Origin of the sequence: Pseudomonas sp. (genome assembly GCF_028293835.1) — a bacterium.
Lineage (GTDB): Bacteria > Pseudomonadota > Gammaproteobacteria > Pseudomonadales > Pseudomonadaceae > Aquipseudomonas.
In genome coordinates, this window is sequence record NZ_JAQGNX010000180.1 from 64,320 (window position 1) to 90,362 (window position 26,043).

The window sequence follows — 26,043 nt, forward strand, 5'->3', positions numbered from 1 at the left end:
CCTTGACCTCGGGGTAAGGTTGATCCTCCAAGGATCGGTTTATTCCAGGAGCTTGCGTGATGACCCCCCTTGCCACCGCTAACCTGTCGATTTCCGGGATGACCTGCGCCTCATGTTCGGGTCGCGTTGAGCGGGCGCTGGGAAAAGTCACTGGGGTCCAACGTGTCAGCGTCAACCTCGCCACAGAACGCGCCCACGTTGAGTACATCGCCCCGGCCGATCCAGTAGCGCTGATCGCCGCCGTCAGCGACGCCGGTTATTCGGCCAGTCCAATCGAAGACCGTCAAACCACCTCCAAGCAGCAGCAATTGCGGCTGGATAAAGAACGTGTGGCGCTGTTGCTGGCAATCGTGTTGGCCTTACCCTTGGTGGTGCCGATGCTGCTGGCGCCGTTTGGCGTGCACTGGATGTTGGCGCCATGGGTGCAGTTCGCGTTAGCCACCCCGGTACAGTTTGTCTTCGGTGCGCGCTTTTATAGCGCCGCCTGGAAAGCTGTTCGGGCCAAGTCTGGAAATATGGACCTGCTGGTTGCATTGGGTACCAGCGCCGGTTACGGGCTGAGCGTGTATGAATGGGCGAGAACCCCAGCGGGTGCTATGCCCCACCTGTATTTCGAAGCGTCAGCGGTGGTGATTGCCCTTGTGCTGCTGGGGAAATACCTGGAAAGCCGTGCCAAACGGCAGACAGCCGGGGCAATTCGCGCCCTTGAAGCGCTCCGCCCGGAGCGCGCTTTACAGGTGGTCAACGGTCAAGAACGAGAGGTGCCCATCAGCGCTTTGCGCTTAAATGATCTGGTGTCGGTAAAACCCGGCGAGCGTTTTCCGGTAGACGGCGAAGTAATCGATGGGCAAAGCCATGCTGACGAGGCCTTGATCAGTGGCGAGAGCTTGCCCGTTTTCAAGCAACCCGGGGATAACGTCACCGGCGGTGCCATCAATGGCGAAGGCCGATTACTGATCAAAACCACCGCCATCGGTGCCGAATCGGTGCTGTCGCGAATTATCCGGCTGGTCGAGGAGGCCCAAGTGGCCAAGGCGCCGATCCAGAAGCTGGTGGACCGGGTCAGCGAAGTCTTCGTCCCGGTGGTGCTGGTTATTGCCCTGCTGACATTAGTGGGCTGGTGGTTGGTTGGCGCGGCAACGGACGTTGCCCTGATTAACGCGGTTGCGGTGTTGGTGATCGCCTGCCCGTGTGCGCTGGGTTTAGCAATGCCCACCGCCATCATGGCCGGAACCGGGGTAGCGGCGCGTTTTGGCATCCTGATCAAAGACGCCGAAGTCCTGGAGCGGGCTCACGACGTGACGGCGGTAGTGCTCGACAAAACTGGCACATTGACCTCTGGCAAACCACAGATCAGCCATTTGGTGGCCTTCGATGGCAATCAAGAACACCTGCTGCAATGGGCGGGTGCGCTGCAACGTGGCAGTGAGCATCCGTTGGCCAAAGCCGTGCTGGAGGCCTGCAAAGACCGCAATTTACCCCTCGCATCGGTCAGCGCCAGCCAGTCGTTGACGGGCCGTGGCATCACCGGGACGGTGGACGGTCGGCAATTGGTCTTTGGTAGCCAGCGAATACTTGACGAGAACAACCTGGGTATGGCGGGGATGACCGACAGTGCACGGTCCTGGGAAGCCGATGGGCAAACGTTGTCTTGGTTGATCGAGGTCGGGCCGAATCCTGCCGTGCTTGGCTTGTTTGCTTTTGGCGACACCCTCAAACCCGGCGCCGAGCACGCCATCCAGCAACTGACCGAACGGCACATCAGCATTCATCTGTTGACTGGCGATAACCTCGGCAGTGCCCAGCGGGTCGCCGACGCATTGGGGATCGTCGATGTCCACGCCCAGGTGCTGCCAGCAGACAAAGCGGCGATGGTGGTCGAGCTGAAGAAAACCAGGGTTGTGGCGATGGTCGGTGACGGCATCAACGACGCACCGGCCCTGGCCGCAGCCGACATTGGTATCGCCATGGGCGGCGGCACTGACGTTGCGATGCACACCGCAGGCATTACGTTGATGCGCGGCGACCCACTGCTTATTCCCGCAGCCCTGGACATCTGTCGCAAAACCCACGGAAAAATCCGACAAAACCTGTTTTGGGCCTTCGTCTTTAATGCAGTGGGCATTCCACTGGCCGCGTTCGGCTTCCTCAACCCGGTCATCGCCGGTGCCGCCATGGCCTTGTCCAGCGTTTCAGTGGTCAGTAATGCCTTGCTGCTGAAAACCTGGCGGCCGTCGGGGGGTGAAAACGTTCTGTAACAGCACTTATCAAACAACGGCTAAATCACTGAATCGGCCCAAATTCAACCGTAGGAGCGGGCTTGGTCGCGATGGAGCGCGAAGCAATCCCAAATGCCACATCCGGTTTTAACCGGAAGAAATCTACTCAATGAATCACGACTGCTGCGCAGCCGATCGCGAACACGTTCGCTCTTACAGATTTGTGTTTGCTGCGCGACAGCGCGGCGTCGAAGACGTGGCGGCCCCTCCTACCGCGATCCGATACCGGATCGAAATTTGGACGATCTGTCGCAAACCAGCGAGCCTTTGCACCCGGAAAGAGACGTCACTTCTCTAAAATGCAGCGATCCAGGTGTCCAAGGCGCCTGACACTTTTTTGATCCCACGAGGATTTTTGCCATGACTGACGTCACCATGTACACCACCAGCACCTGTCCGTATTGCCGCAACGCCAAATCGTTGCTCGCCAGCAAAGGGATTGAAGTGCGGGAAATCAACATTGAATTCGATAACGTTCGCCGCAAGGAAATGATGGCATTGAGCGGCCGTCGTAGCGTGCCGCAGATTTTCATCGGTCAACATCACGTCGGCGGCTTCGACGATCTGGCCAAGCTGGACCGCCAAGGTGAGTTGATGGTTTTGCTGGCCTGAACCGTCCAGGAATCTCCCTTGACAGCAAAAATACGCTCGTCCATATTTCTTCGAAGAAAAATACGGTCATCCATAGTTATTCAAGTTAATGGTCTACGCTAATCCGAGCCATTTACCCATCGCACGAGGTCTGATCACCATGAAAATCCCCGGTCCCGATCATCCTATTACCATTTCCCCGGTTCAAGGGCGCGTCACGGTCAAGTTCCACGGTGTGGTTGTCGCGCAGACCGATAAGGCCCTGCAACTTGAAGAAGCCAGATATCCAGCGGTTTTTTATATTCCTCGATCCGATATTCGGGCTGAACGTTACACGCGCACCGAACATCAAACCCATTGCCCCTACAAAGGTGATGCCAGTTACTACAGCCTTGAGGCTGAAGGCGTCGTCGCTGAAAACGCTGTATGGACCTACGATGAAGCGTATCCATCGGTGGCTGAAATTCAGGATCACGTGGCCTTTTATCCAGACAAAGTAACCTTCGACGTAGAAGCTGCGTAGGGCCAAACGAAGCGCGGTAAACCGCAACGCTTTATCGCTTTTCCGGGCCGGGACAAGGCGCAACCGAACCTCGTCCGGCCCGGTCATGAAAAGAACGTAATAAGCCCTGCATCCTTTGGAGACGGCAAAGGCCAGGCAGACCAGCTGAACGACGGATTCACCGGAGAGAAAAACCTGATGATCAGTACCTCAAGCGAGCTACGCGACGCCCCCGCCGGTAACGTATTACTCAAGCGTTATCTGTCGACTCGAAGCCGGACCGAGAGCCTGATCGCACCGCTCAGCCCCGAGGACATGGTCGTTCAGTCAATGCCGGACGCAAGCCCCGCCAAATGGCATATTGCTCACACCAGCTGGTTTTTCGAGACCTTTCTACTGCGCGAGAACCTGGCAGATTACCGCCCGTTCGATCCCGCCTTCGCTTACCTGTTCAATTCTTATTACGAAGCCGTAGGTCCGCGTCAGCCTCGCCCCCAACGCGGGTTGATGACGCGTCCGGCCATGAGCCAGGTGCTTGACTACCGCAAACACGTCGACGAGCACATGCGCACCTTATTGCAGTCGCCGGTGAACAAAGTGACCTCGGATTTGATCGAGCTAGGCCTGTCCCACGAAGAGCAGCATCAGGAACTGTTGCTGATGGATATCCTGCACCTGTTCAGCCTTTCTTCGTTGAAACCGGCCTATGACCCACGCTGGGCTAAACACCTGTCTGGACGCCGGGGTCAGTTCAAACCGCTTAAAGGTGGGCTTACCGAAATAGGTCACAAGGGCAAACGTTTCGCCTTCGACAATGAAGGTCCGCGGCATACTACGTTCCTGCAATCGTTCGAAATCAGCGACCGGCTGGTGACCAACGGCGAGTGGCTGGCATTCATGGCCGACGGTGGCTACAGCAAGGCCGGGCTTTGGCTGTCGGACGGTTGGGCCACGGTGCAGGCCAACGACTGGCATGCGCCGGGGTACTGGCAGCACGCCGAAAACGGCTGGCAGCAGATGACCCTGCGTGGATTGGAAGCGATCGACCCGGCGGCGCCCGTGATCAATATCAGTTATTACGAAGCCGCAGCGTTCGCCCATTGGGCCGATGCGCGCCTGCCGACCGAAGCCGAGTGGGAAGCGGCCGCCGTGGCGGGCCTGTTGGAGCAAGTTGACGACGTCGCCTGGCAGTGGACGCAAAGCGCCTACAACGCCTACCCGGGTTTTCGCCCAGCCGACAGCGCCGTGGGTGAATACAACGGCAAGTTCATGATTAATGTGATGGTGCTACGCGGTGGCGCCAGCATTACTGCGCCAGGGCATTCGCGCACTACGTACCGTAACTTTTTTGGCCCGGACAAACGCTGGATGTTTTCCGGCCTGCGTCTGGCTCGCGACACGCGTCAGCCTGGCATGGTCAACAGCCACGACAGCGAATTCGCCCGTGACGTCGTCTCCGGACTGTCGGCTCCGGTCAAAAGCCTGTCGCCGAAGTACTTTTACGACGCGGCCGGTTCCGAGCTGTTTGAGGCCATTTGCAAAACCGCTGAATATTACCCGACCCGGGCTGAAACAGGTTTGCTGACCCAGGTGGCAGAACACATCGCGGCATTGATTCCCGAGCATGCAGCGTTGGTGGAGTTCGGCAGCGGTGCCAGTGACAAGACCCGTCTGTTGCTGGATGCTGCGCCACAGATCGCGCTCTATGTACCCATCGACATTAGCGCCAACGCTTTAAAGAAAGCCGCTGCGCTGCTAAAGAAACGTTACCCGACGCTGAACGTCGCGCCGCAAATCGACGATTTTAGCCGAGCAATGCAACTGCCCGCCGATGTGGCTGGACATACCTGCGTTGGGTTCTTCCCCGGCTCGACCATTGGCAATTTTACGCACGCCCAAGCGACAAAATTTCTACGCTCTGCTCACGCATTGCTCGGCGACCAGGCGCACTTCATTGTGGGTGTGGACCTGATCAAGGACGCTGACATTCTGGTGGCGGCTTACGATGATGCCGAGGGCGTAACCGGTCGTTTCAATAAGAATCTACTGACCCGAATCAACCGGGAACTGGACGGCAATTTCAAGGTTGAGGCCTTCGAACACTTGGCCGTGTGGAACGAAACCGAAGCGCGCATGGAGATGCACCTGGTCAGCCAGACAGAACAGGTAGTCAAGGTTGCCGGGAACACGTTCCACTTCGCGGCCGGTGAACGCCTGCACACTGAAAACTCGCACAAATTCACCGTCGAATCCTTCACCGAACTGGCCGCCAGCGCGGGTTGGGCAGTGAGTGATTACTGGGTGAGTGAAAAGCCCCAGGTGGCGTTGTTCAGTTTGAAAGCCTGACCTGAGGCCCTCTGTGGGACGGTCCGCCACGTCTTCCACGCCGCGCTGTCGCGCAGCAAACACAAAACGTGTAGGAGCTGCCGAAGGCTGCGATAGGCCGGGGTCGCGGGCGACCGATTCCCGCTCGAATCGCAGCCATCGGCAGCTCCTGCCAGATATTTTTTAAGCCAATAAGTTATGCGTTGTCTTATAACAGCGGAATCGCGTCTTCCCTCCCCCGCTTATTTGAAAGAACGCGGCGTTCCTGAGCATCCCCGTGATTTGCTGAACCACGCCTGCCTGCTGCACAAGTTCCCGGCGACAGGTAAGATCGAACACTGGCCGTAACAGACGAAAGACAACGTGTTGCCCGCCGCAGCGGACAAATAGATTTCAACGTGTATAACCAGATTATCGAGCCATGGCTAAACCATCACACCGGGACAAGATACTGACCGAAGGCCTTAAGGTCGTACATGAGCGTGGATTCGCAGGCGCAAGCGTGCGCGATATCGTGCAGGCGGCGGGCGTGCCCCAAGGATCATTTACCAACCACTTCGTTTCCAAGGAAATGTTTGGTCTGGAAATTCTTGATCGTTACGCATTGAACAACCAGCCGATGCTCGACGATACGCTGCTTAACCAAGCGCTTTCGCCGTTGGCACGGTTACGCAGTTATTTCGACTGGCATCAGGATTTTCTTCAAAAAGGCTGCCTCAAGAACGGCTGCCTTTTTGGCAACTTCGCTGCGGAGGCCAGCGAGCACAGCGAGATCATTCGCACTCGGCTGGTGGAGATATTCGCGTCGTTGCAGCACACCATCGCTGATTGCCTGGTCCAGGCCATTACCGCCGGCGAACTACCGAAAAAATTCGAGTGCGAAAAAACAGCGCTGTTTATCGTCTCTTCGCTGCAAGGTGCGATGCTAATGGGCAAAGCCCAGCGCACCACCGAACCGCTGCAGAGCCTGATCCACATTCTGTTCAACAACCTGTTGCAAGCTGGACCCACACAAGCTGTATAGGCCTGGCCCGGCGGCTTCATCGGTGAGCAGGCTTGAAGTCATGCAGATAGAGCCGCTTAGGCGCGGCTCTGCCTTAACGCTTTACTTGCCCAACGCCGTTCTCAAACAACAAAACTGACTCGGCCCAGTAACGTTATCAATAGCGTCAAAGAATCTGCGTTGCCCAGCAGCACCTTTGCGCGCTTATCCGCGTCGGTCAAAAACTGGACCCGGGCGTCTGCCAGAATTGAAGTCCCGGTTGCGCTTAATACAAAGTCCTTGCCCTCATCCACCTCATCGTTGAGATCCTCCCATCGGCCGTTTTTAAACCGCTTGAACAACTGGACCTCTGGCGTTTGGTGAGACAGAAAACGCTTCTGAATTTCCTTCATATCATCTTTGAGCCTGATCAACCCCGGCTCGTGGTCCGCCATCAAATCGAGGAAGGGCGCGGTGGATTCCACGTAAGCAATATCAAACGTATTGTTGCTCAAGTGCGAGACCTCATGGATCACGGAAGCGGCCCGATAATGAGAGGACATCTTGAAATGGGTTCCCGGTATTGGCATTTTGAGTTGATAAGGGGGCACCTGAAAAAACTGCTCACTCAAAAATATTCGCTGAAGCGGGTCTGACTTGATCGTGAACGCAAGCGCTGATTCAAAGCTGGGTTTGTTCAACCCAGTGACATACCGGAGTGATGAGTATGGCGCCAACGACGCGTCCAGCAGGGCTGCGAACACTTTCGTGACTGACCTTCTGATGTCGACGACAAGCTCTGCCTTGGGCGTCGGCACACCAAAAAAGTCACCAATGATGCGAGTGACATTCGGCTCCAGAGCACGGTTGGGCGACTCAAAATTCAGATTATCCAGGCATGTCTCAAGGTACTGCTTTGCCTGTAAATGGGCGCGGCCTATCTGTACCGCCTGCGTCCGATATAGTTGCCTGATGGTCGGCATCCCACTGGCAAGAACGGTAAACTCTTGCGCCACCACCCGGTCAATTGCTTTTACGGTGTTACTAGATGACTTAAAGCGTGTCAGCCCGCCTCCGCCCCCCATCAGCCCCCATCGTAGATTGAGTTCCCATTGCTGCCGCGCATTAAGCCGAAGGCTGGGGCCGACCTCTTCGTCCCTGACGATGTACCAGAGGTCGTTTATTTTACGTACTTGATACACCCTGCCAGCAACAGCCGCGTAGTTCTTATTGGTCAGGGGGGCGTTATACAGGTTGTAAAGATCGTCCCTAAGCAAACCGTCAAGGGAAATATCCGATGCTTCAAATACCTGTAAGCGTGATTTCACTTCAGCAGGCAACTGGGAATTTTTCCACGAAAACTCTACAAAGGTGTGGAGTTTACTTTGCTCGGAAGAGCGATCCTGTTCGACCTTCGAATGTTCCTTGGCAGCCTGTTTAGCTGACGCAAAAATCGACAAGGCCACGGTAAACTCGGCTAACGCCTTGCCCCAATCCCGGCTAGCGACCGAGGCGGCTGATGACTGTAATAATAAGACGCCTTGCCATGCCGTTATCAGCAGACCGAGTTCGCCGGGTAAAAATATGAGGGATTGCTCGACACCTAACGACATCAGATAGGTAAAGGATTCCCAATCTGCCTGTTTGTTAGTGACGGTCTGCTGTTTCGCAATGTCCTTAAGGACGTCCATTGCATTCTCAAACAGATACTGGAGGACGTTACCCTCTACAGGGTCGTAGTTCAAAGTGACCGGGGCCAGCGAGAACATTGGATATTCGACGTAAAACTCGACGCTCCACAGCGGAGGTATATGAAAGCTGTGGTGTCCATAACGAGTCTGCACCGCCGGTGAGACGCGTTGCATGAGTTGTGATTGCAGGCTGCTTGAGCTCTGGATGTCCTTCAGTAACTCCTGACGGTCAACGTACTCCTTAAAACAAAACTGCGTGTTGAATATGGAATACAACACTACCGGCCCCTGGGTGGCGTCTTTAGGGCCAATGACATAAAACCCTGGCACTGTATCGACTTCAGCACCGGCAGTGGCCACTAACCGAAGGGGGCACAGGACAATCTCCTCATCGTTAACGGCCTGTCGGGCGAGGGCATCCGGCATTTCCATCAAACCGCATACATAGTCGTATGCTTGAGCAGTCAGCTTGCCCTCCAGCTTCTTTTGCAACGCCAATTCAATCATCAGCGCTGGCCACTGTTTGAAAAACATGGACTTGCGGGTCGCGTAATCCGCCGCCTTGCTGTCCAGTTTTTGCACGAGCAACTCATGGTACTTTGCTCCCACATCCAACGTTCGAATCAGCCCCCTGATGTATTCAGGAGTAAGTGTCGTGGACGCCAGGCTGTCATCCACTGACGACACAGAAAGCGTCGCGCCATGAACCGTAGAGAAATGATTAAGAGCGAACTGGGTCAGCGACTCGGTGAGAACCTCGGTCGCTGCGGGAATAAACGAAGGCGTCTGACCAACACCCACTGGCGTTCCCACATATTTTGTGAGCGTAACCTTCAAGGTGTCAGGGTCGAAATAGTGGCCAGGGAAGTCGATTCGCAACTGGTTGACAACTTTCTGACGCGCAAACACGTTCAGCCTCGGGATATCAGACAAAAAGCTATATTCGGAGGAACGGACGAAGGAGTAATGCTTGAGCACCTGGACGTAATCCTTTAAATCGTCCGTTGATGCATCTTTCAGCCATTGCGGCATCCGAGTGTTAAAAAGTACGTGTTGTATGGAGGCTGAAACGGCGTCCAATGCGGTTCCAAGAGAATCATCGATCTGGGCCGCAGCGATCATGCTGTAAAACAGTTCTGCCTCAACTCGGCACCGCTTCAAGAATTCAACGGCGTGGGTAATACCCTGCTCGCGACGGTTGAGTTCGACCGCTTGTATATGCTCGATGAAATGCCCAACGATCTGACGCGTATCGATGGAAAGCTGATCCTGTCGCGGGCGCTGAAGTATCGTACGGATGTTACTTTTTTGCGGTTCGGGAAAAACGTCCAGCCAGCGCTCGCCTTGACGACTGCTGTACAGGCGAGCAACCATCTGCTGTTCGAAGTCAGTGCGATTATTGGCTGCCTCTATTCCGCGTAACGGAGTCCAGAACAGCACCTTGCTGTTCGGGACCAAGGGTTGGCAGAGCATAAAAACATTGCTCATTTCCACAGCCGGGGAACCTGGCTCAAGGGTCAACCACACGCTATGGATCTGGACCGCGCTATTACCCAAAGCCGACTGCAGCCCGCTTGCAGGAAAATTCAGTGCTAATTCGAGCGCGTCGTATGTTTGCAGATCAGCCTCGATGAGGCGCCCTGCCAGGTCTTGCTCGATACGTAGCAATACCGCCCGCGCATCACTTGAGGTCAGCTTTGGGAATATCTGGGTGTCGCCTCGCCGCAGCCGGGACGTGTAGAATTTTCTGGTTTGATTGATTAACGCCGCTGAAAACGCTGATTGGGCCTGGTCGAGAACATATTTGATCAATTCAGGTGTCAGTCGAATCACATTATCGGCTGGCTGCGACGCTCGGGGGGTGATCAGTATCTGGCTTTGAGCTGTAACAGCGACGGTGTTAACACCGCTAAAACGCTGAACTAACAACGTGACCAAATCAATACTTTCGGTAGTCAGATCAATCGTGTCGATGTTCGGCGGATCCAACGTCGCGTCCGTTAGATACACCCGGACATCTTCAGTGTCCAGGCAACCTTCACCTAACACGGCCAATACCTTGTTTAGCAGCTGTCGCGCGCACATTTCAGCACCCGGATGCGCTTGCCACATATGCGCGACATCGTCGTCCAGCCTTTGTATCAACTGCGACCAGGACGAAGACTGTGAAGTAGCGTGTACATCACTGCCAACATCGGTAACGGAGGCGGCAGGGGTCAAGGATGCTTTCAACCAGTTTTCAGCGAATGCACCTTGGGCTGCTGGCCAGCGATCATGCCCCTCCAGGTACCCCAAACGCCGATCAATTAAGTAACGAATGTCCAGCGCGTCATCAATCATCACTGCGATTTGATTCTGTCTCGGTTTCGGCTGTTTAAGTGCAAACAGCACGTTGCTCGTCTGCAGGGCCATGATCGAGTCGATGCAGTTCAGGAACAGCGGACCTTCAATAGGATCATATTGCAGTTCCCACGGCTGCGACGAACTCAGCAGCCCATGGTCGGTCAGCGCCAGATACCCCTGTAGTTCAACGACTCCCCCACGGGTTGCGAAATAATCATTCAGTTCCAGTCGATTATTGAATCGACGGAGACCTTTTTCTGCCGAGTAAATAAGCAGTTCCCGTAAGGATGGGACGACGGATTCAACTACAAACACACCAGCAAGGGTGGAGCGCTGTTGACTGCCATTTGTCAGGGTCAAAGCACGTAGTTGTAATTGGCCGCCCTCGCCGAACCGTTCAAGCCTGGAATCAAATAGCGCGCTTATCCGTCGAAAATCGTTAGCTACCAAAAAACCGTCGTTTCTGCGCGCGTACAACGTTTGGCGAAAGCCCTCAGCGAACGCATCGGCGAAGTACTCGCGGCGCGTCTGGCCCTGTCCGACAGGAGACCACCAATAATTACCGAGTTTAGTTTCGTAGGCGGTCGGCAGCCCGCTGTTCACGCTGGATATAGCGTGCTGAAAAGATTGCGATCCCGCTTGGTCCAGCGGCCTTCCGAACGGGTCTAAAAACTGACGAGTCATCCCCTGGGCCAGCGCCAGGCCACTGTAGTCATCGAACCCCGCTTCCAGCAGACTTTGCACCGCGGTAACGCTGCGGGTCGGATTAGACGTTCCGGATGATTGCAGTAACTGTAGGGAGTGAGACGACCAATCAATCGTCAAGCCGGGCAGCGCGGCATCGCATTGCTGCTGCAACACCGAACTGAACACTGAGTGCAAGGTGGGGATTTGTTGTATTTGGGTCGCCAATTCGTCAAGTTTTTTCACCTGAAAATCGATGATGCTTAACATCCGGCTTTTGAACAAGGGTTGGTCGATTATCGCGTCTTCAAACGCAGGGACTTCATCTGTCTTCGAACCAAACCGCTCAAGTAGAGTTTGAATCAGTTCTTGTCGGTCGTTGAAACGCTCCAGCCCGTACAGTGGGGTATCAAGGTAAACCACCGCATAACTTGATCGGTAACTGATTTGTACGGCAGCGTCGAGTTCGGAGGTGGTCGGCAAACCGCCGGTTTTGGTTATCCGGTCCAGGCGCGGCGAGATCCAGCCTTGATCCGCAACCGGCGGCGTCACCAGTGTCTGTAACCAACGGGCTTCGGCAGCATCAATGTGCCCAGCGCCCAGCGCGGTCAATACATTTTGATTAAATCGTTGTTTGAGTGATTCGGTATGAAAATAAGGGGTCGTAGAGGGGACAGGCAACATCGCGAATTTCCTTGGCAAGAACATGAAAAGGAAATTTACCGACCGGGCCGACCCCTCCTGCGTTACATACAGCTAGCCGAAAACTTATTGTTATCGGCGTACACCATCGACATGCATGAGGTTTTTGGCGTTTTACGACGCGCTGTTTCTCTGGACCCACGCGGCATAGGCGTCGATGAACCCTTGCAGGAAAGGTTTTACGTTTTCAGACACGGAGCCCGCTTCGTCGAAGAACGTTCCGGCGTTGCCCAGGTAGGCTTCGGGTTGCTGCATGCAGGGTACGTTGAGGAACACCAGCGATTGACGCAGGTGGTGGTTGGCGCCAAACCCGCCAATGGCCCCCGGTGAGGCGCTGACTACCGCGGCTGGCTTGATCCCGCCCCAGGCGCTCTGGCCGTAAGGCCGCGAACCCACGTCGATGGCGTTTTTAAGAACACCCGGTACCGAGCGATTGTATTCCGGCGTCACGAACAGGAAAGCATCGGCAGCTATCAGCTGTTGGCGAAAAGCCGTATAGGTCGCTGGCGGATCGCCTGCGTCGATGTCTTCGTTATAAAGCGCCAGATCACCTATCTCAACGATCTTCAGTTCAAGGTTTTTCGGCGCCAACGCGGCCAGGGCCAGCGCAACCTTGCGATTGATCGAGTCTTTTCTCAGGCTGCCAACGAGGACAGCGATCTTGTAGACTTGGCTCATAAATATATCCACATACTGATAAGGGAGCTTTCAGTTATAGATGACGTAGCACGCTTCGTCTGTTTTTCAATGCCGAGCGTTGCGACACCGCGCAGAATAACCCAACCTCCACGACCCGTAGCGCGGAGGCCACGCAGTCCGAATATTTTTTTGGTTACGGAAAACTCACCTGTAAAATGACGGTCTGATCGGCAAGTATGCAGCGACTGGCTCTGATCTTTCAGACTTACCTTACAAGCGGGCGTAGACTATCAGCGCGCAGTGTTAGCATATCAGCGCAATTGAGCGGTTATCTTCAGAGGTTACAAAGCAAATGGCTTCAGTTCTCGTCGGACAATTCCATGCAAGAGACGCGGAAGGCCGTGTCTATTCGGTGCATGAATTCCAGGAATCACAGCCGGATGCGGCTGGCGGTACAGAGCCTGTTTCAACTTATCGTCTGGCCATAGGTGACCGAGTCAACCATCTGGGCGGGGACGACTTTGAGTTGCTTCAGTCCAAAGTAAAACTGGTCAGAGAGCTGCAAAACCACTGATCCGAGGCTGATGCTGGCGATGGATTACGTAGCTCCGCCTGATTTCCTGCGCGCCGCTTGAAGGCTTCGCTTCCCGTCTTCCGTCTCTGACAGAGCGGTAGGGAGCTACGACAAGCGGCGGTTCAGGTTGTTCCAGTCCCAGGGCGTTCTGCCCGATCATCCATCGACTACTCGAAGATCAAGTACCAGAAAATCGCCGTTTCCCGAGTGTCGGGATCAATGGCGCGGTACAGCATGTGGTCGACACCGCCCACCACATAGCCGCAACGCTCGTAGAGCTTGCAGGCGGCCAGGTTGTTGTTTTGCGTTTCGAGGGTAATACCCGGCAGGTTGCGCTTGCGGCTCCAGAACTGCGCCACCTCTAGCAATGATCGGGCGATTCCCATACGCCGTGCCGACACGTCGACGGCTAACTCTTCGACATGAGCAAAACCGTTCCAGTGCGTACTCAGCACCATGTGGCCCACTGGCTGTTCGCCCAGCCAGGCCACCAGCACCGTGCTATCTGGACCGCGACGATAGTGCTCGAACTCTTGAGCGTCGATGCCGTAATTTTTGCAGTAGGGTTCGACCGGCTCAATCGCCCAGCGCTCAACGCGCTGTCCGATCTGGGCCATGGCGTAACCGCGGACGGTAAAGGTGAACTCGCTGTTGAGGATGTAATCCTCGAAGCACTCATCCGCCACGCGAATGGACAGTGCCGGGTTTACCTGAGTCACATAACACCACTGCACTTTGGGACTTTGAGAAACGGGAGCTGCGAACTACTGGGCGGCCGCCTGTGCCTGAGCGTCAAGCAACTGCACCCATAACGCAGGTGCACCCGCGGACTTTGCGATCGCAGCCATGCGCGCTTCATGCTCGGCCAACTCGCTTTCACTGGCCATGATCACTCTAGCCCGTGGCCGATCCAGCGGCAAACGACGGATTTCAGTGGCCGTATTGCCTGAACCTTCTCCGGAACCATTGCCATCGGTGGCGTTGCCCGCCAGGGACAAACTGGTCTGTCCGCCGGTCATAGTCAGGTAAACATCAGCCAGCAGCTCGGCGTCCAGCAGCGCGCCGTGCAACTCTCGGCCGGTGTTGTCTACGCCGTAGCGTTTGCACAATGCATCGAGACTATTACGCTGCCCAGGGTGACGCGCACGGGCCAACGCCAGGGAGTCGAGCACAGTGCAATACTGAGTGATATCCGTTTTGTCGTGCTGCCCCATCAACGCAAATTCGTTATTGATGAAACCAACGTCAAACGCGGCGTTGTGGATGATCAGCTGCGCGCCCTTGATGAATTCGTAGAATTCGTCGGCGACCTCATTGAACCGGGGCTTGCCAATCAGGAACTCAGTGGTGATACCGTGAACACCGACCGCGCCTTCATCGCTTTCGCGATCCGGCTGTAAATAGACATGAAAATGTCGCCCGGTCAGGCGCCGGCCAAGCAATTCAACACAACCAATTTCAATCACGCGGTGCCCGTCAGTGACGGGCATACCCGTGGTCTCGGTATCGAGGACTACAGATCTAAGTACCATAACTAGTGAATTCTCAACGCTTCAACACCGCACAAGGGCGGAACTTTAGCACACCGCGTTGAGGAGAAAAGTCACGGCAAGACAACGTTCTATTCAACCGAGCAATCATCCAGTGTCAGGATGGCTGCAACACTACCCTGCCGATCACTGGAAATTCGTCCATGTAGCGCTGAGCTGAAGTGGCTTTCTCCAGCGGAAATACTTTATCAACCCGCGAGGTCAACAGCCCCTGCGCCGTGAGCTGGTTGATGACGCCTAATGCCCGCTGCAGCGCCTCATGGTTAGGCTCAACGCCCAGTTCGGCTTTGCCGGTGAAATTACTCAGGCAATGCACGAAAAACTTGATGTTCTTCTGGAACGCCTCTTGGGCTGGGAATGGCGTTTGATTGCCATTCTTCAGACCGTAGAGCACCACACTGCCCCGTGGAGCGAGCGCGTCCACCAACAAGTTCATTTGCGAACCGCCGAGGCCGTCGAAAATAGCTGAAACGCCTTTGCCGCCGGTCAATTTATTCACGCGGTGGATCAGGTCGTGTTCTTCAGTCAGCACTACCGACTGTGCCCCCAGATCGAGCAAGCGTTGTTTGTCGGCGGTGATTCTGGTGGCGGCAATAATGTTCAGCCCCAGTGCTTTACCCAGCTGCAAAAAGGCCGGGCCCGCGCATTGGCTGGCATCGGTAACCAATACGGTCTGTCCTGGTTTGACCTGGGCCAAATCGACATAAGCAAAGTAAGCCAACAGCAGCGATGAGTAATGGACGCTGGCCTGGGCCGCCGTCAGCACCTCGGGATACACGGTCACGGCAACCCGAGGCACTATCAAGTATTCGCCGTCCAGGGTGCTTTTGTACGACCCTTCGCACGAATAGGTGGCAACTTTGTCACCGGGAGACATATCGGTGACTCCATCGCCCGTGGCAAGCACTACACCTGCAATTTCTTTCCCCAGCCCTCCAGGCAGCCGAGTTTCAGCGGTAATCGGATTCAGACGCCATAAGGCGTCGTAAGGACTGATGCCAACGGACTCGACCCGTATCAGTATTTCATTGGCAGCAGGTTGACCGACGAAACGGTCTTTGGATTCGACGGTTCCGGCGGTGTCATTGGATTCAGGACGAATCGAACGTGGCATTGGACACCTCATGGCGTTAGCTATGGGTGAAGACTCTATCCAGCCCAGGCAACTGCGGCCATCGACGCGTATCAATAGTCGCAATGCTTGTTGTTGATGGTGATAGTGGGAACTTTCGAATGGCGCAGACAGATCGCTGTACTGCGCGACAGCGCGGCGTCTGGACGACGGGCGACCTCCTACATAGATGTGAAGATTTCAGCCGTGCTTGATGCCGCGAACTTCATCAACACCACGGTTGGCCAGTTGGTCGGCGCGTTCGTTGCCGTCATGGCCGTTGTGGCCGCGTACCCACTTCCACGTCACCGTGTGGCGGTTGACCTGTTCGTCCAGCAATTGCCACAAGTCGGCGTTCTTCACGGGTTGTTTCGCGGCGGTTTTCCAACCGCGCTTTTTCCAGTTGACCAGCCATTCCTTCATGCCTTTCATGACGTATTCAGAGTCGGTCACCACCAGCACGTTGCAGTGACGCTTGAGCTCTTCCAGGCCACGAATGGCAGCGGTCAGCTCCATCCGGTTGTTGGTGGTGTTGGCTTCGCCGCCCCACAGCTCTTTCTCAACGCCTTTGCACACCAGCAGTGCGCCCCAGCCGCCGGGGCCAGGGTTGCCTTTGCAGGCGCCGTCAGTAAAGATTTCAACGCTTTCGTTCGCTACAACCGGTTCCATCAAACTTCCCATCTTCAAAATATGGCCATCAGGCTTTTAAGGTTGCGAGTTGCGCCGATTGACCTTGGCCATCGGTAGTGGCAACAGTTTGCCCATGGTCTGGCGCTGCACCTGACGCACAGGACGCAAGCCGACTACTATTTTGCGCGCGACTAATAAATAGAAGCCACCGCCTGGACTCTGCCAACTGTCGCCAAGGCGTTCCAGCCCGGCCAATCGAGCTTGCCAGGCTGCGGAAGCCAGCGGCGGACGATAGCACCCGAAGCGGCGCTTCTCCAGCGCGAAGCCCAGCAGGTTCAGCCAGTCCGCCACCCGAGAAGGCGAAATGCAGCGGGCCTTGCGCAGTGCATCATGGGCGAAAATATGGCGTAATCCCCACGTGCTCCAGGGATTGATGCCAATGATCAACAGGTGGCCGCCGGGACGCACGCTGGCGGCGGCTTCACGCAACAAGCCATGGGGCGAAAGGCAAAAATCCAGCCCGTGCTGCATGACCACCACGTCAGCTGCGTGTTCACTGAGCGGCCAGGCCTGCTCTTCACAGACAATTTCAACACCGGGCAATGGCGCGCCGAGGCGCACGTTTCGCTGCACCTGTTTAGCCTCGGGCGGCGCGTCGGCCGAGGGGCCGTAATGCACCAGATAGCCGCCAAAGTAACGGCCCAATTCGTCCTCCAGGACCCGGCGCTCTTCTTCCAACAGTAATTGCCCCAGCGGCCCGGACAACCACTCACGGGCCGAGCTGATTAACGCAAGCCATTCAGGATCAGCCTGGGCGAAAGCTTCATCGGTCATTTGTGATCTCCATGTGGGCGCTCGCTTAGAGCCTCAACAAACCCTAAGATGCACCATTGTTTCCTGCTTAGCGAACTGAGCCATGATACAGATTGATGCCCTGCCCGCTTTTACTGACAACTACATCTGGTTGTTACAAGACGCCGCCAGCAAACGCTGCGCCGTGATCGACCCTGGCGACGCCGAACCGGTACTTGCCTGGTTGAAGCAGCATCCTGACTGGCAGCTTACCGATATTATGGTCACCCATCATCATAACGACCATGTGGGTGGTGTCGCCCGGTTAAAAGCGTTCAGCGGCGCCCGTGTCTATGGGCCAGCCGCGGAAACCATCCCGGCACGCGATGTCGCACTGAATGACAACGACACGCTCACCGTTCTCGGTCTGGATTTTTCAGTCCACGCAATACCCGGTCATACACTTGGCCATATCGCCTTCTACCATAACGACCCGAACGCTCCGCTGCTGTTTTGTGGCGACACACTGTTTGCCGCAGGCTGTGGCCGTTTATTCGAGGGCACGCCTGAGCAGATGCATCACTCGCTCAGTCGCTTGGCCGCTCTACCGGACAGCACACTGGTTTACTGCGCACATGAATACACCCTGAGCAACCTGCGCTTCGCCCAAGCAGTCGAGCCGGCTAACCTCGATATTGCCGAACGCTTCGCTCAAGTCAGCCAATGGCGCAGTGAAAACAGAATCAGCTTGCCTTCCAATTTAGCGCTGGAACGCCTGACCAACCCGTTTATTCGGACTCACGAAAGCGTCGTCAAAGAAAAAGCAGACGAATGGACTGGTACAGACAATCAGTCGCCAACTGCCATCTTTGCTAGCCTGCGTGCCTGGAAAGATACGTTCTAAATACGACCTAAATTGATACAAAATATCCTAAAGGTTGACCATTGGCTGAGCGGTTCCTAGAATCGCCCGACATTTTCGCTTGGATACACGCCCCAGCCAATGTCGTCATCCATACGCATAGCCATCAATTCAGACGCATTGACTCGGTTAGCCCAGGCTATTGCCGTAGTCCTGAGCGCCACGCTGGCTGGGTGCCAAACCACCAGCCACATTGAGCCGGTCGCTAGCCATCGGGCGCCGAACTTATCTGCGGATTTCAAGCAAAAACCAATTTTCCTCGCCAGTAAACCGACCCCGCTGGCACCGCAAGATGTCTGGGAACGGATGCGTCAGGGCTTTCAGTTACAAGAAGGCAATGGCCAAAACCCACGTATTGACCAACAACGTCTCTGGTTTGCCAACAACCCTGCTTTTCTTGAGTCAGCCGGTGAGCGCGGCAGCCTTTACATGCATTACATCGTAGAGCGCCTCGAAGAACGCAATATGCCGCTGGAGTTGGCGCTGCTCCCGGTGATCGAAAGCGCTTACAACCCCATGGCGTATTCGCGCAGCGATGCGGTAGGTCTGTGGCAGTTCATCCCCTCCACCGGACGTTACTTCAACCTGCGTCAGACCAGCTTCTATGACGGCCGCCGCGACATCACCGCATCGACCATTGCCGCACTGGATTACCTGACCCGTCTGCATGACATGTTCAACGGCGACTGGTTATTGGCATTGGCGGCGTATAACGCCGGTGAAGGCACCGTCAGCCGCGCTATCGAGCGCAACCAAAAACTCGGCCTGCCCACCGATTACTGGAACCTGCCGTTACCGCAGGAAACCCAGGATTACGTGCCCAAATTCCTTGCCCTTTCGCAAGTGGTGATGGCGCCTGAAGCCTACGGCGTGAACCTGAACCCGATTGCCAACGCGCCGTACTTTGAAGTCGTCGAGCTCAACCAGACAATGAATCTGTCGAAAGTGGCGGCCATGGCCAACATCGACGAAGACGAACTGTTTCAGCTCAACCCGGCCTTCAAAAAACGCATGACCATCGACGGCCCTCAGCATCTGCTGGTGCCAACGGCCAAGGCGCAGTTGCTGACCGCCAGTCTGTCCAACATGAAGCCGGAAGAATTGGTCGACTGGCAACAATACAAAGTGCGCCGTGGCGACACCTTGGCCAGCCTGGCCAGTCGTTATCAGGTGTCGGCCACTACCATCAGGGACGTGAACAAGCTGTCTGCCAAAGGCGTGCACGTCGGGCAAACCTTGAGTATTCCGACCATCCCGGGCATGAAACCTGCGCAACCGGTGTTTGAGCAGATCGCCAGTCGCGAGTCGCCATCACCGAGGCGCAGCTACAACGTTAAAAAAGGCGACACCCTGGCAAGCATTGCCAAGGCTAACAAAGTGGAAGTCAAAGACCTGCAGCACTGGAACTCGCTCTCTGGCCAACATTTGAAAATTGGTGAGACGTTGGTGATGCAAGACACCAGTAAAGCCCGCTCGAAAACCTCCAACGTTGCTAGCGCGAAAAGCAAAGCCAGCGACAAGCAAACGACGCAGTACACCATCCGCAAAGGTGATTCGATGTATTTGGTGGCCAAGCGCTTTAACGTCGAAATGCAGCACCTCAAACGCTGGAACCCCCGTAGCGGCATGGCGTTGAAGCCGGGTGAGACGTTGACGGTTTATCGGAACGATTGATTTGCTGTGGCGCTTAAACATGCGTCGGTTATTCCGATCGCAGCATTCAGTCCACACAGTATCTTCAGACGGGTGGCGATCTGTAGACCCGCCGGGCCTTCATTAGCAGGCCCCGTAAAACCCTCTGGGCCGAGTGCAGGCCCTGCAGAGCGAAACCATAAGCCCGGCAACCACGAATAGTGGATATACACACAAACTCAGCGCCAACGCCCCCCGTCTTTTTCCATCTGATACAAGCTGTTAATGTACCGCCCTCAGAAGCCCAAGCCGCCTGAGTCGGATTTCAGACTTGATGCGTTTCCTCCTGCTGTTCGTCAGCCTGGCCTTGAGCAATGGCGTATTCCATTCCAGCCAGGCCATGGCTCAAGCCTTCGGAGAAGATTCAATGACTGTCATGCGCTCCCTGCTAATGCAGGCCAGCAGCATCGTTTTAATGGGCCTGGCCTGTGCTACGCAAGCCGCCCCCGAACACGCCGTTACACTTTATAACGAGGCACCGAAATACCCGGCGGACTACAAGCACTTCGATTACGTCAACCCGGACGCGCCCAAGGGCGGCACGTTCCGCCAGGCCGGTTTCGGTGGTTTTGACAGCCTCAACCCCTTCATCAACAAAGGCGTAGCAGCCGACGATATCGGCATGATCTACGACACCCTAGCCCGCCAGGGGCTGGATGAGCCGTTCACGGAATACGGTTTGATCGCCGGTAAAATTGAAAAAGCCCCGGACAACAGCTGGGTACGTTTCTACCTACGTCCGGAAGCGCATTTTCACGATGGTCACCCGATCCGTGCTGAAGACGTGGTGTTCAGTTTTCAAACCCTGATCAAAAGCGGCGCACCGATGTTTCGCGGTTATTACGCCGACGTCGATCAGGTGATCGCGGAAGACCCGTTGCGGGTGCTGTTCAAATTCAAGCACAACAACAACCGCGAGTTGCCGCTGATCCTGGGACAAATTCCGGTGCTGCCGAAACACTATTGGGAGAATCGCGACTTCAGCAAAGGCAACCTGGAAATCCCGTTGGGCAGCGGTCCGTACAAGGTCGCCGAAGTCAAAGCCGGTCGCTCGATTCGTTACGAACGGGTTAAAGACTACTGGGGCAAGGACCTGCCGGTGAACAAAGGTTTTTACAATTTCGACACGATGACCTTTGACTATTACCGGGACAACACCGTCGCCCTGGAAGCGCTCAAAGCCGGGCAGTTCGATTACTGGCTGGAGATTAGCGCGAAGAACTGGGCCACCGCCTACAATACCCCGGCAGTTAATACCGGTCGGCTGATCAAGGAAGAGATCCCCAACGGCAATTCCACCGGCATGCAAGGTTTCGTCTTCAACCTGCGTCGGCCGATCTTCCAGGACCCTAGGGTACGTGAAGCGTTGACCCTGCTGCTGGACTTTGAATGGACCAACAAGCAACTGTTCAACGGTGCCTATACCCGCACCGATAGCTACTTCGATAATTCTGACATGGCCTCCAGCGGCCTACCGTCCAAGGACGAGTTGGCGATTCTCGAACCCCTGCGTGGCAAGATCCCGGATAAAGTCTTTACCGACGAATTCAAGCTGCCGGTCACCGACGGCAGCGGCATGATTCGTCCGCAGCAACGCAAGGCGTTCCAGTTGCTGCAAGAAGCGGGCTGGCACATCGTTGGCGACAAAATGGTCGATGCTGAGGGCAAGCCGGTGCAAATCGAGTTCCTGCTGGCGCAGACCGAGTTCGAACGCGTTCTGCTGCCGTTTAAACGCAACCTCAGTGACTTGGGTATCGACTTTGTTCTGCGCCGGGTCGACGTTTCGCAATACGTCAACCGCCTGCGTTCCCGTGATTTCGACATGATTGTCAGCGGTTTCCCGCAGTCCAGCTCGCCGGGTAACGAACAGCGTGAATATTGGGACTCGTCCAGCGCCGACAAACCTGGCAGCCGTAATTTCATCGGCTTAAAGGACCCTGCCATCGACACCCTGGTAGCGGGCTTGATCAACGCTGATTCGCGACAAAGCCTGATTACCCATGCGCGGGCGCTGGACCGCGCGCTGCTTTGGGGTTATTACGTCATCCCTAACTGGCATATCAACACTTGGCGCGTGGCGTATTGGGATCATATTGGACACCCGAAAACCACGGCACTGTACGATGTGGCGCCTGCGACCTGGTGGGTAAAACCTGACGCCACGCCTGCTATCCCCGTGCCTATCCCCGGCCAAACCCCTGAGCAAGCCAAGCCGGCGAGCGTGGAGCAATAAATGCTGGCCTACATTTTTCGGCGCTTGCTGCTGATTATTCCCACGCTGTTTGGCATCTTGCTGATCAACTTCCTGATCATCCAGGCGGCGCCAGGCGGCCCCGTCGAACAGATGATCGCCAAGATCGAAGGGTTCGACGGTGCCACCAGCCGTATCGCCGGTGGCGGTGCTGAAGTGTCAATCGCCGGTTCCAGCTATCGCGGCGCCCAAGGATTGGACCCGGCGCTGGTGAAAGAAATCGAGCACCTGTACGGCTTCGATAAATCCGCCCCCGAACGCCTATGGATCATGATCAAAAACTACGCCACGCTGGATTTCGGCGACAGTTTTTTCCGCGACGCCAAAGTCATCGACCTGATCAAAGAGAAGATGCCGGTCTCAATTTCCCTGGGATTGTGGAGCACGCTGATCATGTACCTGGTGTCGATTCCCCTGGGGATCGCCAAGGCCACGCGGCACGGCAGCGCATTTGACGTGTGGACCAGCACGGCGATTATCATCGGCTACGCGATTCCAGCTTTCCTGTTTGCGATCCTGTTGATCGTGGTATTCGCTGGCGGCAGTTACTTCGACTGGTTTCCCTTGCGCGGCCTGACCTCGAACAACTTCGACGAGTTGAGCTGGGGCGGAAAAATTCTCGACTATTTCTGGCACTTGGTGCTGCCGGTGACCGCACTGGTGATTGGCAACTTTGCGACCATGACCCTACTGACCAAAAACAGCTTCCTTGACGAGATCGGCAAGCAATACGTGATCACCGCCAAGGCCAAGGGCCTGAGCCAACACAAAGTCTTGTATGGCCACGTGTTCCGCAACGCCATGCTGCTGGTGATCGCCGGTTTTCCGTCTGCTTTCATCGGAATCTTCTTCACCGGCTCGCTGCTGGTGGAGGTGATCTTCTCCCTCGACGGCCTGGGCCTGATGAGTTTCGAAGCAGCCATCAACCGCGACTACCCGGTGGTGTTCGGCACGCTGTTTATTTTCACCTTGCTCGGATTAGTAGTGAAGTTGATCGGTGACATCACCTATACGCTGGTCGATCCACGCATTGACTTCGAAAACCGGGAGCATTGATATGACGCTCTCACCGCTTAATCGCCGACGCTTCGCCCGCTTCAAATCCAACAAGCGCGGCTGGTGGTCGCTGTGGCTGTTTTTGATTCTGTTCGGCCTGAGCCTCGGCGCCGAGTTGATCGCCAATGACAAACCGCTGGCCGTACGCTACGACGGCGAATGGTATTTCCCGGTGTTCAAACGCTATCCGGAAACCACCTTCGGCGGCGAATTCCCCTTGGAAGCCAACTATAAAAGCCCGTACATCAAGGAATTGATGAAGGCAAAAGACGCCTGGACCTTGTGGGCGCCGATCCCCTTTAGCTACCAAAGCATCAACTATGACCTGAAGGTGCCCGCCCCCGGTCCGCCATCGTCGGAAAACTACTTTGGCACTGACGACCAAGGCCGCGACGTACTGGCGCGGGTAATCTACGGGTTCCGGGTTTCGGTGCTGTTCGCGTTGACGCTGACGATACTCAGCTCGATCGTCGGGGTGATTGCCGGGGCGTTGCAGGGGTTTTACGGTGGCTGGGTGGACTTGGTCGGGCAGCGCTTTCTGGAAGTCTGGTCAGGGCTGCCGGTGTTGTACCTGCTGATAATTTTGGCCAGTTTTGTTCAGCCCAACTTTTGGTGGCTGCTGGGAATTATGCTGCTGTTCTCCTGGATGAGCCTGGTGGACGTGGTGCGCGCCGAATTCCTGCGTGGGCGCAACCTTGAGTACGTGCGCGCCGCCCGGGCATTGGGCATGCAAAACGTAGCGATTATGTTTCGTCACATTCTGCCCAACGCCATGGTCTCGACCATGACGTTTATGCCGTTCATCCTTACCGGCGCCATCGGCACGCTAACCGCCCTGGACTTCCTAGGGTTTGGCCTGCCTGCTGGCTCGCCGTCCCTGGGCGAACTGGTGGCTCAGGGTAAATCCAATTTGCAGGCGCCGTGGCTGGGGATCAGCGCGTTTGCCGTACTGGCCTTGATGCTTAGCCTGCTGGTGTTCATCGGCGAATCCGCCCGCGACGCATTCGACCCAAGGAAATGAGATGAGCAAGGACAATTTGATCGAAGTCCGCGATCTCGCCGTGGAGTTTATCGCCGATGGGCGCATCCATCGCGTGGTTGAAGGCATCAGCTTCGATATCCGTCGCGGCGAGACCCTGGCGCTGGTGGGCGAAAGTGGCTCGGGCAAGTCGGTGACCGCGCACTCGATTCTGCGTCTGCTGCCCTATCCGCTGGCGCGCCATCCCAGCGGCACGATTAAGTACGCCGGGCATGATCTGCTGAAGCTCAGCGAGAAACGCTTGCGCGGGATCCGTGGCAATCGGATCGCAATGATCTTTCAAGAACCCATGACCTCGCTGAACCCACTGCAATCCATCGAGAAGCAGGTCAACGAAGTCCTTGGGCTGCACAAAGGTTTGCAGGGCAAGGCGGCCACCCTGCGCACACTGGAGCTGCTTGAGCTGGTTGGCATCAACGAGCCACATAAAAGACTCAAAGCCCTGCCACACGAGCTCTCAGGCGGTCAGCGGCAGCGGGTAATGATTGCCATGGCCCTGGCCAACGAGCCGGAGCTGTTGATAGCCGACGAACCGACTACGGCCCTCGACGTCACGGTGCAGTTGAAAATCCTCGAACTACTCAAAGAATTACAAGCCCGACTGGGCATGGCATTGCTGCTGATCAGCCATGATTTGAACCTGGTACGACAAATTGCACACCGGGTATGTGTCATGCAGCGCGGTTGTATCGTCGAACAAGCTACCTGTAGACAGCTGTTCAGTTCACCGCAGCATCCGTACACCCAAGAGCTGCTGGGCGCCGAGCCTAGCGGTGGTCCGGCGAATACGGTTGCAGGCGCGCCTTTGCTCGAAGTGGAAGACCTGCGTGTCTGGTTTCCGATCAAGAAGGGGCTGTTCAAGCACACCGTCGATCACGTCAAAGCGGTGGATGGCGTCAATTTCAGCCTGCTCCAGGGACAGACGCTCGGCATTGTCGGCGAAAGCGGCTCTGGAAAATCCACCATGGGGTTGGCGATTCTGCGGTTGATCGGCAGCCAGGGCGCCATACGGTTTCAGGGCAAAACCCTGGACTGTCTGACGCAGCAGCAGATACGCCCGTTGCGTCGACAGATGCAGGTGGTGTTTCAGGACCCGTTTGGCAGCCTGAGCCCACGTATGTGTGTCGGCGAGATCGTCGGTGAAGGCCTGCGCATTCATCGCATGGGCACCCCGGCCGAGCAAGAAAGCGCGATCATTGAGGCGCTCAGGGAGGTAGGTCTGGATCCGGAAACCCGGAACCGCTACCCCCACGAATTTTCTGGTGGGCAGCGGCAGAGAATCGCCATTGCCCGGGCATTAGTGTTAAAACCGGCGCTGATTTTGCTGGACGAGCCCACATCGGCGCTCGACCGGACCGTTCAGCGCCAAGTAGTGGAGCTGCTGAGGTCACTGCAAAAAAAGTACAACCTGACCTATTTGTTTATTAGCCATGACCTGGCGGTAGTCAAAGCGTTGAGCCATCAATTGATGGTGATCAAGCAAGGGCAAGTCGTTGAGCAAGGTTCGGCGCGCAGTATTTTTGCCGCGCCGCAACATCCCTATACACAGCAGCTGCTGGAGGCCGCCTTTTTGGCGCCGGTAGCTGTCGATTAACCTGAAGAGGAACAACACATGGGTTTTCTCGCCGGTAAGCGCGTCCTGATCGTCGGTGTCGCTAGCAAACTGTCCATCGCATCCGGCATCGCTG

At 56.0% G+C, this 26,043-nt stretch carries 20 protein-coding genes; 13 read left to right on the forward strand and 7 right to left on the reverse strand.

What is annotated here, in order from left to right; all coding sequences use genetic code 11:
• Positions 1 to 59: 59 nt before the first annotated feature.
• From JWR17_RS25245 to JWR17_RS25265, 5 genes are all read left to right on the forward strand, one after another.
• On the forward strand, positions 60 to 2,258 hold the full coding sequence (locus JWR17_RS25245; protein ID WP_299835975.1) for a cation-translocating P-type ATPase: 2,199 nt from the start codon (positions 60 to 62) through the stop codon (positions 2,256 to 2,258).
• Between the two features lie 381 nt (positions 2,259 to 2,639).
• Complete coding sequence (gene grxC, locus JWR17_RS25250) at positions 2,640 to 2,891, forward strand: glutaredoxin 3 (protein WP_299835932.1); 252 nt, start codon at positions 2,640 to 2,642, stop codon at positions 2,889 to 2,891.
• 139 nt (positions 2,892 to 3,030) lie between these two features.
• The gene (locus JWR17_RS25255) at positions 3,031 to 3,393 is read left to right on the forward strand and encodes a DUF427 domain-containing protein (protein WP_299835935.1); all 363 of its coding nucleotides are present in this window, start codon (positions 3,031 to 3,033) and stop codon (positions 3,391 to 3,393) included.
• 177 nt (positions 3,394 to 3,570) lie between these two features.
• A complete protein-coding gene (gene egtB / locus JWR17_RS25260; RefSeq protein WP_299835937.1) occupies positions 3,571 to 5,718 on the forward strand; it encodes an ergothioneine biosynthesis protein EgtB in 2,148 nt (715 codons plus the stop codon).
• Positions 5,719 to 6,118: 400 nt separating this feature from the next.
• Positions 6,119 to 6,721, forward strand: coding sequence for a TetR/AcrR family transcriptional regulator (locus tag JWR17_RS25265; RefSeq protein WP_299835938.1), 603 nt, complete (start codon positions 6,119 to 6,121; stop codon positions 6,719 to 6,721).
• Positions 6,722 to 6,822: 101 nt separating this feature from the next.
• Here the strand turns inward: JWR17_RS25265 and JWR17_RS25270 are convergent, their stop codons facing one another.
• Together JWR17_RS25270 and JWR17_RS25275 are read right to left on the reverse strand one after the other, a co-directional pair.
• Complete coding sequence (locus JWR17_RS25270; RefSeq protein ID WP_299835940.1) at positions 6,823 to 12,081, reverse strand: DUF6543 domain-containing protein; 5,259 nt, start codon at positions 12,079 to 12,081, stop codon at positions 6,823 to 6,825.
• Positions 12,082 to 12,213: 132 nt separating this feature from the next.
• Positions 12,214 to 12,777, reverse strand: a complete 564-nt coding sequence (locus JWR17_RS25275) for an NAD(P)H-dependent oxidoreductase (RefSeq protein ID WP_299835942.1) — start codon at positions 12,775 to 12,777, stop codon at positions 12,214 to 12,216.
• Between the two features lie 313 nt (positions 12,778 to 13,090).
• Between JWR17_RS25275 and JWR17_RS25280 the strand changes: the two genes are divergently transcribed.
• Positions 13,091 to 13,312, forward strand: coding sequence for a hypothetical protein (locus JWR17_RS25280; RefSeq protein ID WP_299835944.1), 222 nt, complete (start codon positions 13,091 to 13,093; stop codon positions 13,310 to 13,312).
• 167 nt (positions 13,313 to 13,479) lie between these two features.
• Here JWR17_RS25280 and JWR17_RS25285 read toward each other — a convergent pair whose 3' ends face one another.
• The 5 genes from JWR17_RS25285 to JWR17_RS25305 all read right to left on the reverse strand — a co-directional run bounded on the left by JWR17_RS25285 (position 13,480) and on the right by JWR17_RS25305 (position 17,437).
• Positions 13,480 to 14,031 (reverse strand): GNAT family N-acetyltransferase, encoded by a 552-nt coding sequence (locus tag JWR17_RS25285; RefSeq protein ID WP_299835945.1) that lies wholly within the window; start codon positions 14,029 to 14,031, stop codon positions 13,480 to 13,482.
• Positions 14,032 to 14,076: 45 nt separating this feature from the next.
• On the reverse strand, positions 14,077 to 14,844 hold the full coding sequence (dnaQ, locus tag JWR17_RS25290) for a DNA polymerase III subunit epsilon (protein WP_299835947.1): 768 nt from the start codon (positions 14,842 to 14,844) through the stop codon (positions 14,077 to 14,079).
• Positions 14,845 to 14,959: 115 nt separating this feature from the next.
• Entirely contained in the window at positions 14,960 to 15,976 is a 1,017-nt protein-coding gene (locus JWR17_RS25295) for a zinc-dependent alcohol dehydrogenase family protein (RefSeq protein WP_299835949.1), read from the reverse strand.
• Between the two features lie 198 nt (positions 15,977 to 16,174).
• Positions 16,175 to 16,642 (reverse strand): ribonuclease HI, encoded by a 468-nt coding sequence (gene rnhA / locus JWR17_RS25300; RefSeq protein ID WP_299835951.1) that lies wholly within the window; start codon positions 16,640 to 16,642, stop codon positions 16,175 to 16,177.
• 36 nt (positions 16,643 to 16,678) lie between these two features.
• Positions 16,679 to 17,437 carry a methyltransferase domain-containing protein gene (locus tag JWR17_RS25305; RefSeq protein WP_299835953.1) on the reverse strand — a complete coding sequence of 253 codons (759 nt, stop codon included), beginning with the start codon at positions 17,435 to 17,437 and terminating at the stop codon, positions 16,679 to 16,681.
• Between the two features lie 82 nt (positions 17,438 to 17,519).
• Here JWR17_RS25305 and gloB point away from each other — a divergent pair, with 82 nt between their 5' ends.
• The 7 genes from gloB to JWR17_RS25340 form a co-directional block, all read left to right on the forward strand.
• Positions 17,520 to 18,299, forward strand: a complete 780-nt coding sequence (gene gloB, locus JWR17_RS25310; RefSeq protein ID WP_299835955.1) for a hydroxyacylglutathione hydrolase — start codon at positions 17,520 to 17,522, stop codon at positions 18,297 to 18,299.
• Positions 18,300 to 18,398: 99 nt separating this feature from the next.
• Positions 18,399 to 19,991, forward strand: coding sequence for a lytic transglycosylase domain-containing protein (locus tag JWR17_RS25315; protein WP_299835957.1), 1,593 nt, complete (start codon positions 18,399 to 18,401; stop codon positions 19,989 to 19,991).
• A 385-nt stretch (positions 19,992 to 20,376) separates the two neighbouring features.
• A complete protein-coding gene (locus tag JWR17_RS25320) occupies positions 20,377 to 22,242 on the forward strand; it encodes an extracellular solute-binding protein (protein WP_299835977.1) in 1,866 nt (621 codons plus the stop codon).
• Positions 22,243 to 23,316 (forward strand): microcin C ABC transporter permease YejB, encoded by a 1,074-nt coding sequence (locus tag JWR17_RS25325; protein WP_299835959.1) that lies wholly within the window; start codon positions 22,243 to 22,245, stop codon positions 23,314 to 23,316.
• A gap of 1 nt (position 23,317) precedes the next feature.
• On the forward strand, positions 23,318 to 24,337 hold the full coding sequence (locus tag JWR17_RS25330) for an ABC transporter permease (protein ID WP_299835961.1): 1,020 nt from the start codon (positions 23,318 to 23,320) through the stop codon (positions 24,335 to 24,337).
• A 1-nt stretch (position 24,338) separates the two neighbouring features.
• Positions 24,339 to 25,949, forward strand: coding sequence for an ABC transporter ATP-binding protein (locus tag JWR17_RS25335; RefSeq protein WP_299835963.1), 1,611 nt, complete (start codon positions 24,339 to 24,341; stop codon positions 25,947 to 25,949).
• 18 nt (positions 25,950 to 25,967) lie between these two features.
• Positions 25,968 to 26,043 (forward strand): hypothetical protein (locus JWR17_RS25340; protein WP_299835979.1); only part of this gene is annotated, 76 nt, incomplete at its 3' end.

Coding starts and splice junctions, on each gene's coding strand:
- egtB (WP_299835937.1), top strand. CDS start 3,571: ATGATCAGTACCTCAAGCGAGCTACGCGACGCCCCCGCCGGTAACGTA.
- gloB (WP_299835955.1), top strand. CDS start 17,520: ATGATACAGATTGATGCCCTGCCCGCTTTTACTGACAACTACATCTGG.
- JWR17_RS25325 (WP_299835959.1), top strand. CDS start 22,243: ATGCTGGCCTACATTTTTCGGCGCTTGCTGCTGATTATTCCCACGCTG.
- JWR17_RS25305 (WP_299835953.1), bottom strand. CDS start 17,437: ATGACCGATGAAGCTTTCGCCCAGGCTGATCCTGAATGGCTTGCGTTA.
- JWR17_RS25270 (WP_299835940.1), bottom strand. CDS start 12,081: ATGTTGCCTGTCCCCTCTACGACCCCTTATTTTCATACCGAATCACTC.
- JWR17_RS25245 (WP_299835975.1), top strand. CDS start 60: ATGACCCCCCTTGCCACCGCTAACCTGTCGATTTCCGGGATGACCTGC.
- JWR17_RS25265 (WP_299835938.1), top strand. CDS start 6,119: ATGGCTAAACCATCACACCGGGACAAGATACTGACCGAAGGCCTTAAG.
- JWR17_RS25280 (WP_299835944.1), top strand. CDS start 13,091: ATGGCTTCAGTTCTCGTCGGACAATTCCATGCAAGAGACGCGGAAGGC.
- JWR17_RS25295 (WP_299835949.1), bottom strand. CDS start 15,976: ATGCCACGTTCGATTCGTCCTGAATCCAATGACACCGCCGGAACCGTC.
- rnhA (WP_299835951.1), bottom strand. CDS start 16,642: ATGGAACCGGTTGTAGCGAACGAAAGCGTTGAAATCTTTACTGACGGC.
- JWR17_RS25255 (WP_299835935.1), top strand. CDS start 3,031: ATGAAAATCCCCGGTCCCGATCATCCTATTACCATTTCCCCGGTTCAA.
- dnaQ (WP_299835947.1), bottom strand. CDS start 14,844: ATGGTACTTAGATCTGTAGTCCTCGATACCGAGACCACGGGTATGCCC.
- JWR17_RS25330 (WP_299835961.1), top strand. CDS start 23,318: ATGACGCTCTCACCGCTTAATCGCCGACGCTTCGCCCGCTTCAAATCC.
- grxC (WP_299835932.1), top strand. CDS start 2,640: ATGACTGACGTCACCATGTACACCACCAGCACCTGTCCGTATTGCCGC.
- JWR17_RS25335 (WP_299835963.1), top strand. CDS start 24,339: ATGAGCAAGGACAATTTGATCGAAGTCCGCGATCTCGCCGTGGAGTTT.
- JWR17_RS25315 (WP_299835957.1), top strand. CDS start 18,399: ATGTCGTCATCCATACGCATAGCCATCAATTCAGACGCATTGACTCGG.
- JWR17_RS25320 (WP_299835977.1), top strand. CDS start 20,377: ATGACTGTCATGCGCTCCCTGCTAATGCAGGCCAGCAGCATCGTTTTA.
- JWR17_RS25275 (WP_299835942.1), bottom strand. CDS start 12,777: ATGAGCCAAGTCTACAAGATCGCTGTCCTCGTTGGCAGCCTGAGAAAA.